This is a genomic window from Bacillus sp. UNCCL81, from assembly GCF_900112535.1.
GTDB classification, from domain to species: domain Bacteria; phylum Bacillota; class Bacilli; order Bacillales; family Bacillaceae_G; genus Gottfriedia; species Gottfriedia luciferensis_B.
In genome coordinates this window covers 265429-283076 of the sequence record NZ_FOMF01000002.1, presented here as the reverse complement: position 1 = coordinate 283076, position 17648 = coordinate 265429, and the positions used below count along the sequence as shown (strand labels likewise).

Below are 17648 nucleotides of genomic sequence, written 5' to 3'. Positions count from 1 at the left end.
CTGAAAATCAGATGAAAATTTGACTAAAATTTCCTTATTAATTTCAATAAGTAAAAAATATTAATTTTATATTGTGCATAAATATTTGATTAAGCTAATTTCTTTAATAGTATAAAAAGTTTTTAGAAGTAATTAAATCATGTACTAGAGGTGCAATCATGCTGATTTTTGTGGATGACGAACAAAAAAAGTTTCATCTAACAAACGGAAGAATTAGTTATGTATTTTATGTCATGAAAAATGGTCACCTTGGGTCTTTGTATTTTGGAAAAGCGATTGACATTCATTCAAATTTTACGCATATCCAAAATGACAATTCTTCAACAACATATACTTCTTATTACTATGCTGATCGATCGATTAGTCTTGAAACGATCAGACAGGAATATCCCGTATATGGCACTTCTGACTATCGAGAACCGGCATTAAGTATTCGTCAGTTAAACGGTAGCCATATTACTAACTTTATCTATCAATATTATACAATTACAAAAGGGAAACCCATTTTACAAGGTTTACCTGCCACTTATACAGAAAATGATGAAGATGCAGAAACAATTCAGATTGTCCTAGAAGACTCGACTCTTAAAGCAGTGCTTGTAATTTCCTATACAATATTTAAAGATTTATCTGTTATTACTAGAAGTGCATATATTTGTAACCAAGGAATTGAACCATTTTATTTAGAGCGATTTATGAGCACATCGATTGATTTTCCTGACCATGATTTTATTATGATTCAACTAAGTGGTGCATGGTCTAGAGAGAGACATATAATGGAACGACAGTTAGTAATGGGTACACAGGGCATTTCGAGTTTACGTGGCTCAAGTTCACATCAACATAACCCATTTCTTGCCTTTAGAAGAAAAGAGACTACAGAAAATCATGGTGAAGTATTTGGTTTTAATTTAGTTTATAGCTCAAATTTTATTGCTCAAGCTGAAGTTGATCATTACGACATGACTCGAATTACGTTGGGAATAAATCCGTTTCGTTTCACTTGGAAATTATCTGAAAACGAACATTTTCAATCTCCTGAAGTAGTGATGGTGTATTCTGATCAAGGTATGAACGGAATGAGTCAAACTTATCACGATTTATATCGAAATAACCTAATTCGTGGTAATTGGAAAAATAATGAGCGACCTATATTAATAAACAATTGGGAAGCAACTTATTTCAACTTTAATGAAAAATCCTTACTTCAAATCGCAAAAGAAGCAAAAAAGCTTGGGATTGAATTATTTGTATTAGATGATGGATGGTTTGGTAAAAGAAATAATGCTACTAGCTCTCTAGGCGATTGGTATTCAAATACTGAAAAATTCCCTAAAGGGATAGAAAGTTTTGCTAATAAAATTAAAGAGTTGGGTTTAAAGTTTGGTCTTTGGTTTGAGCCCGAAATGGTTAGTCAAAATAGTAACTTATTTAAAAATCATCCTGATTGGATTATTCATACACCTAATCGACAAGTTTCTTTAGGAAGGCATCAATTAGTATTAGATTTCTCGAGAAAGGATGTTGTCGATCACATTTATAAAAAAATGTCAGATGTTATAAAAAATACAAATTTAGACTATATAAAATGGGATATGAATCGAAATATTACTGAGGCTTATTCTATGAAGTTAGCTAATGATCAGCAAGATGAATTTTATCATCGGTATATTTTAGGTGTGTATGAATTATATGAACGACTAGTAAGTGATTTTCCAAATGTGTTATTTGAATCATGTGCTGGCGGCGGTGGTCGATTTGATCCTGGTTTATTGTTTTATGCACCCCAAGCATGGGCTAGCGATAATACAGATCCAATTGAACGATTAAAAATTCAATACGGTACCTCACTACCCTATCCAATCTCTAGCATCGGATCACATGTATCAGCATCACCTAATCATCAAACATTTCGTAATACCCCATTATCAATTAGAGCCAATGTCGCATTCTTTGGAACATTTGGTTATGAATTAAATCCTTTAATACTTACTGAAAAAGAAAAATCAGAAATTAAATCGCAAATACAATTTTACAAACATCACCGATCATTAATTATGAAAGGAGATTTTTATCGGTTACTTGATCCTTTTAAGGAAAACGAAGTAGCTTGGATGGTAATAAGTAAAAACAAAAATGAAGCCATTATAGGTTGGTACAAAATATTAGCAAGTCCAAATCCAAGGAAGTACCAGACTCTAAAACTGACAGGTTTAAATCCAAATAAGAAATATTTACTAAACACTACGAATCTCACTTTTTATGGAAACGAATTAATGGAAAACGGAATTCCCTTACCACTCGAATTTAATGGCCCCAATAAAAAAATTGCAAAACGAGCAGGTGATTTCCAATCTTGCATCTTTCATCTTGTTTGTCCTGATTAATTGTACGAAACTCGTCCTTAATGTCCAATGACGAAGTTTTAAAAAAGTTGAAATATTAACCAATCAAAACGCTTGTCTTTTCGTGCAGCAAATCTTGCAGATGTGCGATAAACACAAGCGTTTTGATATGGTCGAAAACCATTCAATATTAAAAAAGGTTCTTAAGCTTTCAATAATTTCTCAATTGTCGATCTCATCTCTTGAGGATTTGTTTGAGGAGCAAATCGTTCAATGACTTCACCATTTTTATTAATAATAAATTTAGTAAAATTCCATTTTATTGATTTTAACCCCATAATACCAGGAGCTTCCGAGCTTAAATATTTAAATAATGGATCTGCTTTCTCACCATTTACATCAATTTTTCCGAAAACAGGGAATGTTACTCCAAAATTTAATTCACAAAAACTTTGAATTTCTTCATTTGAACCTGGTTCCTGATTCATAAATTGATTGCATGGAAAACCAAGAATTACTAATCCTTCTTCTTTATATTCTTCATATAATGCTTGTAAATCTTTATATTGAGGAGTATATCCACATGCACTTGCAGTATTTACAACAATTATCACTTTATCTTTATATTTTGAAAGTGATACATCTTCGCCCTTGCTATCTTTTACTTCAAAATCATAAATACTCATTTCACATTCCTCCTACTTCCTTATAATGTTAATAGTAATTATTTTCCATCAAAAAGTCTATTCTAATTACTATTTTTTGAAAAAAACCTTCAAACCTATTAGTATTTAAATTATAGTTTAATTAAACTAATTTCTTCACCTTTTAACAATAGAACGGAGGTAAGAGTATGCATGATTTAGGATTTAATACATATTTAATTGATTTATTCGATTTATCGTTTCAGGAACGAACGGGTAGCTATATTATTTTAGATGAAGATATTACTATCATTGAAACAAGCGCTAGTCCTTCCCACGAATATTTATTACAGGGATTAAAAGAGCTACAAATTTCATTAGACAGAATTAAAAATATTATCGTAACACATATTCATTTAGATCATTCAGGTGGCGCTGGCTTACTAATGGAAAAATGTCCTAATGCAACTCTTTTTGTCCATCCAAAAGGAGCTAGGCATTTAGAAGATCCGACAAAATTAATTGCGAGTGCAAAACAAGTTTATGGTGATGATTTTGATCGTTTATTTAACCCAATTCTTCCAATTGACTCTACTAAAATTTATCAGGTAGCTGATGGTGAGGAACTTGTTATTGGTAAAAATCGTAAATTAACATTTTTGCATACTCCAGGTCATGCTAATCATCATATTTCAATTTTCGATTCTTCTAGTAAATTTATGTATACAGGAGATACATTAGGTATTTATTATCCACAGCTTCAAAAAGAAATCGGTACGTTTATTTTACCATCGACATCGCCTAATCAATTTTCATACGATGCAACGTTAAGTTCATCAATAAAAATTCAAGAGTATAACCCGGATGCTATTTGCTTCGGCCATTATGGTTTAACTAGAGATACCAATTTTGTATATGAGTCTTTAAAATTATATTTAGATCGTTTTATTAACCTAACTGCTTCCACGATTGAAGATAATAAAGAAAAACCTTTTTATGAGAAAAGTAGGATTTTGTCAGCAGCATTATATGGTGAAGTAAAACAAGATCTTCAAAATAAGAATATAGAGCAAAGTCATCCAGTTTTCCAGATTATTAAGTTAGATTTGGAAGTTTCAGCTATGGGATTAGTACTAGCTATGGATCAAGATTAATAAAATAAAAAACTTCAGCCATTCGGCTGAAGTTTTTATGCTGTTGAAAAACAACCTTGTCAATTAAATTATCAAATTTTCGTAAAAGGAGTTGAGTGTTGTTGATTTCCACTACAAGATGCTCGCTTTCCATGGGGCGAGACCTGAGCCTCCTCGGCAAGCCTGCGGGGTCTTTAGCCTTCCCGCATATCCCATAGGAGTCGAGCATCCCTCCGTTCCAATCAAACATATCCATTAAAAAAAGTCTGTAATAAACCCTAATCAAATAGCCTTTACTTAGAATAACCTACCTGTATATTCATCATCTTGTAGGTCAATTAATAACAAACTTTATTTAAACTAATCAATTGAATTTGTTTTTCTAAAAATTAGCTCATTATATTTTTAACTTCTGAAAAAAATCATTAGTTGTCTTATTGGAATCTTGAAATTGCTCAAAGATATTAACATTAAAAACCATTAATAGATCATCCAAAAAATAATAATCTCATCATTAAATAAATGTTCATTTAATTTCGGTTTTCCCTATTGACCTTTCTAAAATTCGACACTGTAAAAAACTTCAGCCATTCGGCTGAAGTTTTTATTATTTTTTAATTTTTTTCATCGGTTTATTTTTACTTGAAACAGGTTTTTTATTTTGATTTGAAACTGGTTTCGATCTTTTTTCTTTTGGCTGATTTTCGTTTAGTTGATTTTCTTTCATTTCGACTTTTTGTATTTCACCGTGTGAAACCGTTAAATGTTCAAAAAACATTTTTTGTGTTCCTCTTAAGCTAAATAAATTCTTTTTCTCTCGAGGTGTTACCAAGTTTATGACAGTACCTTGATTACCCATTCTTCCTACACGGCCACTTCGATGAGTATATTGTTCAACTTTTTCTGGTACATCAAGTGTTATAACATATGGTAACTCTTGTAAATCGATTCCTCGTGCTGCTACGTCAGTTGAAAATAGTAAAGTAGTTTTACCGATTTGAAGATCTTTTAAAACTCGACTTCTTTCCATTTTCCCTAGTTTTGAATGCAATACCGCTGTTTTAATTCCTCTAAAATTTAATTTAGAAGCGTATCCTTCAAGTTTAAATGGATCATTACTAAATACGATTGCTTTCATATTTTGAACAGAAGCAATTCTTCTAAGTAATTCTAACTTCTCTCTTTCTTCACATGGAATAAAACCATGAATTATATTTCCTTCCAAGCTTTGTTCAATCGAAATTTCTTTTAGATTTGAACTTGTTTCCTTTGCAAATTGCATTGCTCCAGGTGTAATTGTTGCTGATAAAAATACTAGTTGGCGATCTTTCATCGTTGCTTTGACAATTTGCGGTAAATCTTTTTGATCATCCGTTTTTAATAATTCATCTACTTCATCAAAAACAATTGTCTTAACACAATGCATTTTTAATTTTTTCTGTTTAATTAATTGTGAAATTCGCCCTGGTGAACCAACGATAATTTTAGGCTTCTGTTTTAATTTTTCAATCTGACGTTTTATATCAGCTCCACCAACAATTGAAGCCACTTTTATATTTGTATTTTGTGTATAGTCTTGAACAACCTGAAAAATTTGCATTACAAGTTCACGAGTTGGAGCCATAATAATAATTTGAGGATTTTCTTCCATTTCATCTACTTTGTTAATTAAAGGTAAAACATATGCAAGAGTCTTACCAGTACCTGTCGGAGATTGCGCTATGACATCGTTCCCATCTAAAATCGCTGGGATTGCTTCCTCTTGAACTGCTGTCCATTTCGTAATATTATTTGCTTTTATTTTTAAAATTGTTTGTTCTGCTAATTGAAAATATTCCATTTAAATCTCCTTTAATATTTGCTCATCGTACCATTGTAACATTATTTCTGTAATATGTACCAATTCTTCTATTAGATCGAAGTCATCTTCCGTCATTTTATTTTGAAATTTTATGTTTACTGACGATTCAATAATATTTTTATCTAAAATAGAATGTTTAATGTTATAAAATGGAGTGAATTGCTCATTTGTCTTATTTTGAAATAAAAGTAGACTTCTTTGAATGATTTCGATTTCTAATGGATTAGGAAAGGAAAATTCAATTTCAATATAACATCCTACTTCAGTATTACCATTAATTAATTCATTATATAAATCACTAGCTGATGTACTCATTGAAAATGTGCAACTTGTTGTCTTAGTCGACTTGTTTAATTTTTTATATCGAATTGAGAATAATCGATCCATTTTGGAAAGATTAACAAAGTCATTTCGATCAGTGATTTCATATTCTCCATCTAAATCTTTGTCATATAAGAGGCCTTCAATTATAACCTTCATATTATCAAAAGCGGTCGGATCAAACATTATCTTAACTCCTTTAATCATTAGATTCCTAAGTTCGTATTTCCTATTATTTATCATAATAAACGAACCACACAAAAAATAATCCGATAAAATCATTTTGATTCAATTTTATCGGATCAATTTTTATTTTATTATCTCAAATTGGCTATTATAAAGATTTGCGTAGAAACCTTCTTTTTCCATTAATTCCTCATGCGAACCTTGTTCAATAATATCGCCATCCTTCATACAAAGAATTAAATCTGCATTTCGAATAGTCGATAGACGATGCGCAATCACAAAACTTGTTCTTCCTACCATTAAATTGTCCATTGCTTTTTGAATGAGTGCTTCAGTTCTCGTATCAACACTACTTGTTGCTTCATCTAAAATTAATATTTGAGGATCTGCCAATATTGCACGAGCAATCGTAATCAGTTGCTTTTGACCTTGGGATATATTATTCACTTCTTCGTTTAGTATCATATTGTATCCATCAGGTAAAGCTCTAATAAAGTGATCAGATTGAGCAGAAATAGAGGCATTTCTTACTTCTTCATCCGTTGCATTAAGCCTTCCAAAGCGGATATTATCTGCTATTGTACCATTAAATAACCAAGTATCTTGTAAAACCATTCCAAATAATGATCTAAGTTCATCCCTTTTAAAATTCTTTATGTTCTGTCCACCGATTGTGATTTCCCCACTATTAACATCGTAAAACCTCATTATTAAATTTACAATTGTTGATTTACCAGCTCCAGTTGGCCCCACAATTGCAATTTTTTGGCCGGGCTTAACGACTAAATTAAAATCATGAATAATCATTTTTTCAGGTGTATAACCAAAAGCTACATGATTGAAGCAAACATCACTTGTCATTTCAATATGATTAATTGATCGTGCATTTGTTACTTCAGGTACTTCTTCTTTCTCTTCTAAAAATTCAAATACTCTTTCTGCAGCAGCTGCTGTTTGTTGAAGTATATTTGAAATATTAGCGATTTGTGAAATTGGCTGTGTAAATGAACGAACATACTGAATGAAAGCTTGAATACCTCCAACTGTCATTGATCCATTTGCAGTAAAATATCCACCTAATATACAAATCGCAACATAGCCAATGTTTCCAATAAAAGTTGTGATTGGAATCATCAGTCCCGATAGAAAATTCGCTCTCCATGCTGATTTATATAACTCATCATTATACTCACTAAAAGCTCTTGTAGATTCATCTTCACCACTAAATGCTTTTACTAAAACATGATTACCTAACATTTCTTCTACATGTCCATTTACTTTCCCTAAATATCTTTGCTGGTTAATAAAATGTTTTTGAGATTTTTTAACAATCATCATGACAAATACCATTGAAAGAGGTAATATGCATAGCGCAACTAAAGTGAGTTGCCAGCTGATCGAAATCATCATGATTGTTATACCAATAATCGAGGTAATCGATGTAATTATTTGTGTTAAACTTTGGTTTAATGTTTGATTAATTGTATCAACATCATTCGTTATTCTAGAAAGAATTTCACCGTGACTTGTTTGATCAAAATAGCTTAAAGGTAATTTATGAATCTTATCATTTATATCACTTCGGAGTTTAAAAGTTACCTTCATCGTAACCCCACTCATTACGTAGCCTTGAAGATATGCAAAAAGTGAGCTTAATAAATATAAACCGATTAACCATAAACCAATTACACTTATTTTTCCAAAATTAATTTTTCCGCTACCGCTAATTTGTTTCATGACACCAGAAAAAATTTCATCAGTCGCTTTACCAAGAATTTTTGGCCCTAGTATTGTAAAAACAGTTGAAATAATTGCTAGAATAAAGACAAAAATGATTGTCTTTTTGTGCGCTCCTAAATAGCTCATCAATTTTGACATCGAACCTTTAAAATCTTTCGCCTTTTGACCTGGCGCCATTGGGATATTTCTTCCAAACATTTGACCGGGCCCGCGACCACCGCCCCGATTTTGAATAGTATTTTTATTAGAATTGCTCATGCTAATTCCTCCTTGGATAACTGCGATGAAGCAATTTCTAAGTATTCAGGGCAATTTTTCAGAAGTTCTTTATGAGTACCTTGACCTACAATCCTACCATTATCTAATACAACAATATGCTCTGCATTCATAATCGTATTTACACGTTGGGCAATTATGATCATCGTAGTTGATTCGATCTCTTCATTTAACGCTTTTCTCAGCGTAAAATCCGTCTTAAAGTCAAGCGCAGAGAAACTATCGTCAAAAATAAGTATTTCGGGTTTCCTTGCTAAAGCCCGAGCGATCGAAATTCTTTGTTTTTGACCACCTGAAACATTATCTCCACCTTGAGAAATTTCAGCATTAAAATCCCCTTCTTTTTGAGAGATAAATTCACTAGCCTGAGCGATTTGTGCTACTCTTTCCATTTCTTCATCAGAAATATTTTTATTTCCGTATTTTAAATTAGAAGCAATTGTCCCTGTTAGTAAAAGTCCTTTTTGAGGTACATACCCTATTTTAGTGCGTAAATCCTTTTGCTTTACTTCCCTTAGATCTACACCATCAACTAAGACTTCCCCTTTGGTAACATCATAAAAACGTAATATTAAATTTGCAATTGTTGATTTTCCCGAACCTGTCGGACCAATAATAGCAGTTGTTTGTCCTGGCTTTGCAACAAATGAAATATTGTTTAGTACATCATTTTCAGCACCTTCATAACGGAAACAAACATTTTTAAATTCAATAAATCCTTTTTTAACTGCTTCAAAGTTTTTATGAAGCGCTGGATCGATAATCGATACATTAGTAGACAATACTTCTGAAATACGAGCAGCAGAAACAGCAGCTCTAGGGACAAGGATAAACATGATTGAAATCATTAAAAATGCTGTAATGATTTGCATTGCATATTGCATAAATGCGATCATATCGCCAACCTGCATATTAGATTTAGCAATTTGGTGAGCACCAACCCAGATGATTAATAGCGATGAGCCATTCATAATCAACATCATTGAAGGCATCATTATTGTCATGATACGATTAACAAATAAATTCGTTTTCGTTAATTCACTGTTTACCTCTTGGAATCTTGTTTTTTCATGTGAAGCATTTCCAAAAGCTCTAATGACCATCAATCCCGTTAAATTTTCTCTTGAAACGAGGTTTAACTTATCTATTAGCTTTTGAATTAATTTAAACTTTGGAATCGCAACTGTCATGATTACCATAATTAAAGAAAGTAGAACGATAACGGCTAATGCAATGATCCAGCTCATCGAAGCAGATTTATTAATAGCCATTATGATTCCACCAATTCCCATAATTGGTGCATAACAAAGCATTCGGATCCCCATCATTAAAAGAGTTTGAATTTGCATTACATCATTTGTACATCTTGTAATCAGTGATGCCGTGGAAAATTTATCAAATTCATTGTTTGAAAAGCTTTCAATTTTTTTGAATACATCTTTACGTAAATTCCTAGCGACACCAGAGGCAATTCTTGAGGACAAGAAGCTGACTAAGACTGTTGCTATTCCTCCAAGTAAAGCAATCGCAATCATAATGAATCCTATTTTTATGATATATAAACTTCCTAGTTTATGTAAATTAACGCCTAGTTCAGTATAAAATGCTTTCGTCATCATAATACCACTTTGTGTTAGTAAGGTTTTATCCGATGAAATAGCTTTATTATGGGCATTTAGTATCGAATTTTTGGGAAGTTTATCAAACATTGGTTGCAACTCATATAGTTTTGCTAGATTTATCTTATTTGAACTAGGCTTACTACTAGTTTGTGCATGACTTACTTTTCCAGTAGCTTCTTCTTGGATAATATTAAATAACGTCCAAGTAGAAGCACCAAATGATTGATCCAGTTGTTTTTCTACATTCTTATTCAATTTTTTCTTTACGTATATGCTCTGATCTGCCTTTTTGTAAATACTTATGTATTTTTTTCCTTTTGAATTTTTATCATTTGCGGATTTTAAATCATAATTTTTAAATATAATTTCTTTTTCCTTATCTGTCATAAAGGTAGTCATTAGTTTCATACCTTTTTGACTAATTGCATCTGGAGCAACATGCAATATACCATTTTGCTGAATACCATTGTTTACAATTTCAGACATATAGTTAGGTAAGTTCAAATCACACATGGCCTGACCAAATAAGAATAATATAGCTAAAATTATACTTGTACTAAATGCTTTTAAATACTTAGCTAACTTGATCAAATGAGCATCTCCCCTATTATGATGTATTTTTTTAAACAATACCTTATACTGAAAAAACTCGCATCAAATGCGAGTATGTTTTTTTCAGTATGAATTATTAAGTTAATTAAAACAATCCTTTTGGACGACCTAATTCATCTACGTCCATATTTAATGCAGCTGGTTTTTTTGGTAAACCTGGCATTGTCATTACGTTACCTGTTAGTGCAACAATAAAACCTGCACCAATTGATGCTTTTAGTTCTCTTATTTCCACTTTAAAACCAGAAGGTCTTCCAACTAAACTTGGTTGGTCTGATAAAGAATATTGAGATTTTGCCATACAAATTGGCAGGTCGCCCCAACCATTCTCATTAAATTCCAAAATTTGTTTTTTTGCTTTTGGAGAAATATTCACTCCGTCTGCACCATAAACTTCTTTTGCAATTTTTTCTATTTTATTTTCAATTGAATCAGATAATTCATATAAATAATTAAACTTTTCTTTAGCATCTTTTAACATACTAACAAGAGATTCAGCTAGCTCAACGCCACCTTTACCACCATGTTCCCAAACTTCTGTTAAAACGATCTTAATGCCGTTATCTTGTCCCCACTGTTTTAATACACTTATTTCTTCTTCTGAGTCAGAAATAAATTTATTAATTGCTACAACAACAGGTACATTGAATTTGCGAACTGTTTCCACATGCTTTTCAAGATTTTGAATTCCATCTTTAACTGCTAAAGCGTTTTCATTAGTCAATTCATTTTTATTTACGCCACCATGCATTTTTAATGCTCTAATTGTAGCAACTATTACGACTGCATCAGGAGTAACACCTAAAGCTCTAGTTTTGATATTTAAGAATTTTTCTGCTCCTAAATCTGCACCAAAACCAGCTTCCGTTACAACATATTCCCCTAATTTCAGCGCCATTTTAGTTGCAATAACACTGTTACAACCATGAGCAATATTTGCAAATGGGCCACCATGAATAATTGCAGGAGTGTGTTCAATCGTTTGAACAAGATTTGGTTTAATTGCGTCTTTAAGTAATAATGCTAGTGCACCTTCCACTTTTAAATCTCCAACAGTTACTGGAGTTTTATGTATAGTATAAGCAACAACAATTCGTTTAAGTCTTTCTTTTAAGTCCTGAATTGATGTCGCTAAACAAAGAACTGCCATTATTTCAGAAGCAACCGTTATATCAAACCCATCTTCTCTTGGGACCCCACCAGATGGTCCACCTAAACCTACAACGACATTTCTTAATGCACGATCATTTAAATCGACTACTCTCTTCCAAGTAATTCTACGCACATCAATTTCAAGTTCATTTCCTTGATGAATATGATTATCAATAAATGCTGCTAAAGCATTATTCGTTGTAGTAATGGCATGAATATCACCGTTAAAATGCAAGTTAATATCATCCATCGGTAAAACTTGAGAATAGCCTCCTCCAGTTGCACCGCCTTTTACTCCCATTGTTGGCCCTAAAGAAGGTTCACGCAATGCTACGATTGCATTTTTGCCAATTTTGTGGAAAGCTTGTGCAAGTCCAACAGTGACCGTTGATTTCCCTTCACCAGCAGGAGTTGGATTTATTGAAGTAACTAAGATTAATTTACCATCTTCATTTTCGTTTAATCGGTCTAAAATTGATAATGACAATTTAGCTTTATAATGCCCATAGTTTTCAACTTCTTCATCAAAAAGATTTAAATTATCTGCAATTTCGTTTATTTTCTTCATTTCTGATTCAAAAGCGATTTCTAAATCTGACTTAACTTGACTCATTCGATCATCTCCAATTGCACTTCATTATAATCAAAATTATAGCACAATTTTACAAATTATTCATTTTTAAAAATTCAAAATTCTTCAATCATATCATTCAAAATTACTAATACTTTCTACTTATCAATGGAATTTAAAGTTACATACTAAAGATAAGGCATTAAAAGAAAGGAGTGTAATGAAATGTATCGTCATAAAAAGCATAAAGAACATAAACGTAATCACAATTTACCAAAGGATCAAAATGAAGAATATGGTGCAGAGTTTTATCCCACAAGGAATGTGTTTTATTCGGAAACAACTTCAGATAAATCTCATGCCTCTGGAATTGTAATTGGATACGTAGCTCTATTTTTTTCACTATTTTCGTTATTTTTAATGCCTGTTTTATTTGGAATTGTTGGAATTGCACTTGGAATATACTCAGTAACTAAAGGTCATTCCACTTTAGGATATACAGCAATTGGATTTGGATTATTTTCGGTAATTGTAACTATTTTCTATAATTTATTAATTGTCTTAAGTGCAATTCTTTAAGAATAGATTGAAAAAAGCAAAAAAAGACCTTTAAGGTCCTTTCAGATTTTGTACTCTATCTACACACTGAAAGAACCTTAAAGGTCCATTTTAATTCCCCGCAAACATTTCACTTACTCTTAGTTCATCATCTTCCAATTTTAAATTTTCTTTTCAGAAAGACAATCAATTCCTTTAAACTTGAACGACAGACCATTCGTCATCTTTCTTTGAATAAGTTAAATTTGCAATATGATTTGTAAGGTCACGATACTCTTCGACATTTTCTAAAATTTCATCTACACCAGAATAAAAATCAACTCGGAAAATAGGGATTTCGATTACTTTTCTATTTTCAACTCTTTCACTTAGATCAATTATTAATCCATCTTCCATTAAAGGATATAATGTCAACATTAATTTAATATTGATTGGATTAATTTGTTTTGAACGATTAAATATATTTAAACTTCTTCTCTGAAGTTGTGTAATTTTATAAGAAATGACATTACAAAGCATAAAGATAAAGTCATTAGTTCGTTTATAATAAACCTTTTGATACATTCCATCACTTATATTCATATATGCAAAAGAATTGTTTAATCTTGGTATAAAAGGTTTTTGTAATGGTTCTTTTTTGTGAGCAAGATACAGTAATTCTGCAATTTCTTTAGGCTCTAGCTCATCTAAATCTGCTAATTCTTCAAAATCGATCCAACATAAGTCATCATGTTCGCTATGTTCTAATATAAATTGATTGATATATTCTCTTTCAACATAATAAAAAGAGGAATTTAAATTAAATTCGGACCATTGAATATCGTGTTTTAGCAAAAGGATGTTTTGAAGAGGAAAAGGAAGTCCTTGAACAAACTCTTTATAATTTATGCCTGAAGTTATAAAGCAATGATTATGGTTATCACCATAAATATAGATAATCTCCTTTATTGAATCAATTCCCGCCAACGATATTGCCACCTTTAATTTTTTTCTTTATCATATCACACTTTATACTAAATTTATCATCAAAAATGATAAATTTAATTCTTTTTACCCAATATTTTTTTACATTTTTTACCAACTTTTCGCATGATCAACCTAAAAAATAATGTTAAACAGGAGGCCTACATAAAGATGTAGTTTTTGTTTGAATTGGTTCTTTCGAAACAGAGCGAATACTCCATTCACCGTCATCGTTTGAGAAATTAAATTTAACAAGAGTATAAGGTGGTTGTTGATCTTGTTTATATGCAATTAATTGAATTGTTGCCCCGAAGACATATGTACCATTATATTTCTTTTTTATATTTGTTATTGTCGCACAATTATATTGTTCTCCTGGACCGAACATTTTATATAAGCGGTTATTTATACTAGGAAAAAGAATTGATAACACTGCATCTTCTAATACTTCATTTTGTACCGCAATTGCATTTACCGGTTTTGATGTCGCTATTAAGCACAATAATAGTACGATAATAAATCCTCTTTTCATTTCTAATCCTCCATCTTAAGGTTTTAACAAATTTCTTACTATCTATTGTTTACAATTTACAGATGGTTATGAAAGAGAGTTTAAATGAGGCTTGGGATAGGAGTTTTATGGAATAAGGAAAAAAGAAAGACCATGAAAAGTTTTTTCTTTTCGTGGTCTTCTTTTTATCTTTTAACTATGTTATTGATGATCCCAATAGTATTTACTCAAGATATCTGAGAGCAAGTCAATTGTTCTATAAAGTTCTGGTAATGTATTATCGACCCCTCCTACTTCGATTAATATTGAGTGTGGTGATAAATCTTGGTTATAAACGCCATTTCCTTGTTTATAGTTTTTACTAAATATCCCTCTTGTTAAACCTTTGTTAAATTTCATAATTTCACTATTTAAATCTTTAGCTAACGCTAAGTTCTTTCTATAATTTTTGTTTTCTACTCCAACGATAAAGTATAGCTTTGCGTATTTTTGCCCATTAATCTCAGTAGTTGTCACATTTTTTCTTTGATCATCACGATGTATGTCAATAAGATAATTTAGATCTTGATCTTGAGAAAGCGCATCTTGTACAACCAGTCTAGACATTTTATATGAACTTCCCCAATTCCAATTTCTTTTCGTTAATTCGGCTCCAATATTTGTTTTATCATCAATCGCACCGATTCCATTTGCTTCTAAATTCTTTTTCAATCGATCACCTAATAAGCTTACATTTACTTTTGGAGAAGAAGCTTGATTTGGCGACTTTGCACCCGGGATTAAAGGTAAAAATGATTCCCAGCTATGTGTGTGGTAAATAAAAAAGACATCTTTTCCATTTGTAGTTTTTGATGGTGGGTTTGTTGGATTTTTAATTGGTTCATTAACTGGATCTTTAACAGTTGGATTTTGGTTAATTTCGTCAAGTGTTAAGCTTGATTCTATTGGAAGATTCGTAAAATCAATGCCTTCTCCAGCAACTAGGATATTATTTTCGAATTTTGTCATACTAGATATTTCATGCACTAATAAACTTTTTGGATCGTACAGTCTAATATTTGTAATAAATGAAAAAAGTATATTACCGATAGGTTGTCCATTTTTAGTAGAATCGTCACCTACCCTAAAATGACCATTTTCATATTCAAACGCTTTAATAAATCCTTCATAACTCATTTTTTCAAACCATTGATGCACATAATATGATTTAGTATTTTTCATTGATGTCACAAATAAACTCGCTAACAAAAATAATAAGACAATGCCTACAAAGACACTTGCCGTTACACGTTTAAGATTAATAGATTTTATATATATTGATTGTCTCATTAAATCACCTCTAATAAAACGTATGTACAAGCCCTATAAAATAGAATGAAAAAATTATTAAATACTATTAATTACTCTTCATATATAGCCGAGTGTTATTAGAATATTAAATTGTTCGACACTTCATCATTTTTAATCCACACTCATTTATGAATTTTATTAGAACTTTAATTAGTAAAAAAAGAGATGCCGTAAAAGACACCTCAAAAAAAAGTTCATAATTCAATTAGTGTAAAAGCTCTTTTTTCAATAAATTACATATTATTATTATTGTTGCAACGATTGAATACTGTGAACGGATTTACAACACAACTATTTCTTGCAGCTTCTAATTGAGTTTCACAAAATGAGTTTGTTGCTGGCGATACCATACTGTTATTCATATTTCTATTTCTTCTACATCCACTACGTCTATTATTATTCATATTTCTGTTTTCGTTTCTATTTTCATTCATATTTCTGTTTTCGTTTCTATTTTCATTCATGTTTCTGTTTTCATTCATGTTTCTATTTCTGTTATGGCTATTATTCATATTTTCACTCATTACTCTGTCATTGTCATTATTTCTATGACAATCACATTCATTACATGGTCTACGAACTTCAACAAACTCTCTCATATCTCTTACTGGAGATACTTCTTCTCTTTCTTCTCTTCTACGATTGCAACCACAAAATCCCCACATTTAAGAACACCTCTATAATTATTTATTGTACATTTATAACATACGTAGAAATTTAAATATTGAATGTGTACATGTCTAGATATGAACAAGTTTTTTATATTATTTTTCTATTTTTACTGTCATTTCGGTAAATGAAATTTTAAAAATAGTTTTTTTATAAGATTTTGTTAGTTGTTTATCCTAAAAATAAAAAAAAAATGAGCCATTTAGGCTCATTTTACTTGTTACGGTATACATACGCATCTTTTGGTGGTTGTATTTCCTTAATATTAGTGACGTCTAAATAAGGAATGTTTACTTTAAATGGTTGATAGTACATTTGTTGTATATTACCAGTAGCTTCAATCCATTGATCATTTTTTAACGTTTGTCCATCAGGCAAATCAATTAGCACACCATATACACCAGAATCGGCAACACAGTGAATAATTCCAAATCTAAATAAGAAAACCTGATTTTTTTTCAATCCCTTCTCATGATAGATAAAGCCTTTATAGGTTAATTGCTTTCCTAAATATTTTCCAGGCTCATCATATAAAACTTCCATTCCTTTAAGAAAGTCATAATCATTTAGGACAATGCTTTTTTTATTTATATATTCTTTTGATTCTTGTTTAATTAATTTTTGATATCCTTCTTGCCCATAGTAAATACTTAAATCAGGCTTTAAATACTGCCTTTGCATAAAAGGATCATTATTACCCGGTTCTGAAACAGGGAAATGAAACCCTTTTGCTTGTACAATCGTAGAGTCCAAAGTTGCAACTGGTAAAAATATACCGGTAAACAATGGAAAGATGAATACTAAGCCATTTAAAAACTTTTTAAAACCCTTAGCTTCTTTATGAACATGTCCATGTACACAAGTATGATCACAATTATGATCATGATGGTGGTTATGGTTATGGTCGTGGTCATGATCGTGGTCATGATCGTGGCTATGCTCTTCATCTTCATCATGATTAGTTCTTAACGTATGAATTACTTGAATTAAAGTTAGAAATGCAAATAATATCCCCGCTGTCAGAGATAAATAAGAGTATTTCATATTAATATATTTTGAGATCGTACCTTTAATATGCAATTGCATTAAAAAGAAGGTAAATCCTAATAGTACATATGCTCTTGCCATATTGAT

14 protein-coding genes are annotated in these 17648 nt (G+C 31.1%); 3 read left to right on the top strand and 11 right to left on the bottom strand.

Translation table 11 applies throughout. The annotated features are described in order from the left end of the window. The first annotated feature begins 158 nt into the window (after positions 1-158). Positions 159-2387: an alpha-galactosidase gene (locus BM319_RS01525; RefSeq protein WP_069031985.1), complete on the top strand. Its 2229-nt coding sequence runs from the start codon at positions 159-161 to the stop codon at positions 2385-2387. 161 nt (positions 2388-2548) lie between these two features. Here the strand turns inward: BM319_RS01525 and BM319_RS01520 are convergent, their stop codons facing one another. Further along, a complete protein-coding gene (locus BM319_RS01520) occupies positions 2549-3031 on the bottom strand; it encodes a glutathione peroxidase (RefSeq protein ID WP_069031984.1) in 483 nt (160 codons plus the stop codon). A gap of 167 nt (positions 3032-3198) precedes the next feature. Here BM319_RS01520 and BM319_RS01515 point away from each other — a divergent pair, with 167 nt between their 5' ends. Continuing rightward, positions 3199-4143, top strand: coding sequence for an MBL fold metallo-hydrolase (locus BM319_RS01515; RefSeq protein ID WP_069031983.1), 945 nt, complete (start codon positions 3199-3201; stop codon positions 4141-4143). Between the two features lie 586 nt (positions 4144-4729). Here the strand turns inward: BM319_RS01515 and BM319_RS01510 are convergent. The 5 genes from BM319_RS01510 to BM319_RS01490 all read right to left on the bottom strand — a co-directional run bounded on the left by BM319_RS01510 (position 4730) and on the right by BM319_RS01490 (position 12505). Then, positions 4730-5962, bottom strand: a complete 1233-nt coding sequence (locus tag BM319_RS01510) for a DEAD/DEAH box helicase (protein WP_069031982.1) — start codon at positions 5960-5962, stop codon at positions 4730-4732. Next, the gene (locus BM319_RS01505; RefSeq protein WP_069031981.1) at positions 5963-6490 is read right to left on the bottom strand and encodes a hypothetical protein; all 528 of its coding nucleotides are present in this window, start codon (positions 6488-6490) and stop codon (positions 5963-5965) included. It abuts the gene before it with no gap. Between the two features lie 123 nt (positions 6491-6613). Beyond that, complete coding sequence (locus BM319_RS01500) at positions 6614-8488, bottom strand: ABC transporter ATP-binding protein (RefSeq protein WP_069031980.1); 1875 nt, start codon at positions 8486-8488, stop codon at positions 6614-6616. Continuing rightward, complete coding sequence (locus BM319_RS01495) at positions 8485-10719, bottom strand: ABC transporter ATP-binding protein (protein WP_091021109.1); 2235 nt, start codon at positions 10717-10719, stop codon at positions 8485-8487. Before BM319_RS01495 ends, BM319_RS01500 begins: the two co-directional genes overlap by 4 nt. A 106-nt stretch (positions 10720-10825) precedes the next feature. Continuing rightward, positions 10826-12505 carry a formate--tetrahydrofolate ligase gene (locus BM319_RS01490; RefSeq protein WP_091021108.1) on the bottom strand — a complete coding sequence of 560 codons (1680 nt, stop codon included), beginning with the start codon at positions 12503-12505 and terminating at the stop codon, positions 10826-10828. 183 nt (positions 12506-12688) lie between these two features. On the opposite strand from BM319_RS01490, the gene BM319_RS01485 reads away from it, so the two are divergent. Then, on the top strand, positions 12689-13042 hold the full coding sequence (locus tag BM319_RS01485) for a hypothetical protein (RefSeq protein ID WP_069031977.1): 354 nt from the start codon (positions 12689-12691) through the stop codon (positions 13040-13042). A 174-nt stretch (positions 13043-13216) separates the two neighbouring features. On the opposite strand, the gene BM319_RS01480 is transcribed toward BM319_RS01485, so the two are convergent. The 5 genes from BM319_RS01480 to BM319_RS01460 all read right to left on the bottom strand — a co-directional run bounded on the left by BM319_RS01480 (position 13217) and on the right by BM319_RS01460 (position 17642). Further along, positions 13217-13987 carry a hypothetical protein gene (locus tag BM319_RS01480; protein ID WP_069031976.1) on the bottom strand — a complete coding sequence of 257 codons (771 nt, stop codon included), beginning with the start codon at positions 13985-13987 and terminating at the stop codon, positions 13217-13219. Between the two features lie 145 nt (positions 13988-14132). Continuing rightward, on the bottom strand, positions 14133-14516 hold the full coding sequence (locus BM319_RS01475; protein WP_069031975.1) for a DUF3888 domain-containing protein: 384 nt from the start codon (positions 14514-14516) through the stop codon (positions 14133-14135). A gap of 180 nt (positions 14517-14696) precedes the next feature. Further along, positions 14697-15824, bottom strand: coding sequence for a stage II sporulation protein P (spoIIP, locus tag BM319_RS01470; protein ID WP_069031974.1), 1128 nt, complete (start codon positions 15822-15824; stop codon positions 14697-14699). 254 nt (positions 15825-16078) lie between these two features. Further along, positions 16079-16510: a hypothetical protein gene (locus tag BM319_RS01465; RefSeq protein WP_091021107.1), complete on the bottom strand. Its 432-nt coding sequence runs from the start codon at positions 16508-16510 to the stop codon at positions 16079-16081. A gap of 217 nt (positions 16511-16727) precedes the next feature. Then, positions 16728-17642, bottom strand: coding sequence for a TIGR03943 family putative permease subunit (locus BM319_RS01460; protein WP_091021106.1), 915 nt, complete (start codon positions 17640-17642; stop codon positions 16728-16730). Between the last annotated feature and the right edge of the window lie 6 nt (positions 17643-17648).

Bases quoted from the DNA above. Each gene is read 5' to 3' on its own strand.
- BM319_RS01465 (WP_091021107.1), bottom strand. From the start codon at position 16,510: ATGTGGGGATTTTGTGGTTGCAATCGTAGAAGAGAAGAAAGAGAAGAA.
- spoIIP (WP_069031974.1), bottom strand. From the start codon at position 15,824: ATGAGACAATCAATATATATAAAATCTATTAATCTTAAACGTGTAACG.
- BM319_RS01520 (WP_069031984.1), bottom strand. From the start codon at position 3,031: ATGAGTATTTATGATTTTGAAGTAAAAGATAGCAAGGGCGAAGATGTA.
- BM319_RS01515 (WP_069031983.1), top strand. From the start codon at position 3,199: ATGCATGATTTAGGATTTAATACATATTTAATTGATTTATTCGATTTA.
- BM319_RS01485 (WP_069031977.1), top strand. From the start codon at position 12,689: ATGTATCGTCATAAAAAGCATAAAGAACATAAACGTAATCACAATTTA.
- BM319_RS01510 (WP_069031982.1), bottom strand. From the start codon at position 5,962: ATGGAATATTTTCAATTAGCAGAACAAACAATTTTAAAAATAAAAGCA.
- BM319_RS01505 (WP_069031981.1), bottom strand. From the start codon at position 6,490: ATGTTTGATCCGACCGCTTTTGATAATATGAAGGTTATAATTGAAGGC.
- BM319_RS01490 (WP_091021108.1), bottom strand. From the start codon at position 12,505: ATGAGTCAAGTTAAGTCAGATTTAGAAATCGCTTTTGAATCAGAAATG.
- BM319_RS01500 (WP_069031980.1), bottom strand. From the start codon at position 8,488: ATGAGCAATTCTAATAAAAATACTATTCAAAATCGGGGCGGTGGTCGC.
- BM319_RS01525 (WP_069031985.1), top strand. From the start codon at position 159: ATGCTGATTTTTGTGGATGACGAACAAAAAAAGTTTCATCTAACAAAC.
- BM319_RS01475 (WP_069031975.1), bottom strand. From the start codon at position 14,516: ATGAAAAGAGGATTTATTATCGTACTATTATTGTGCTTAATAGCGACA.
- BM319_RS01460 (WP_091021106.1), bottom strand. From the start codon at position 17,642: ATGGCAAGAGCATATGTACTATTAGGATTTACCTTCTTTTTAATGCAA.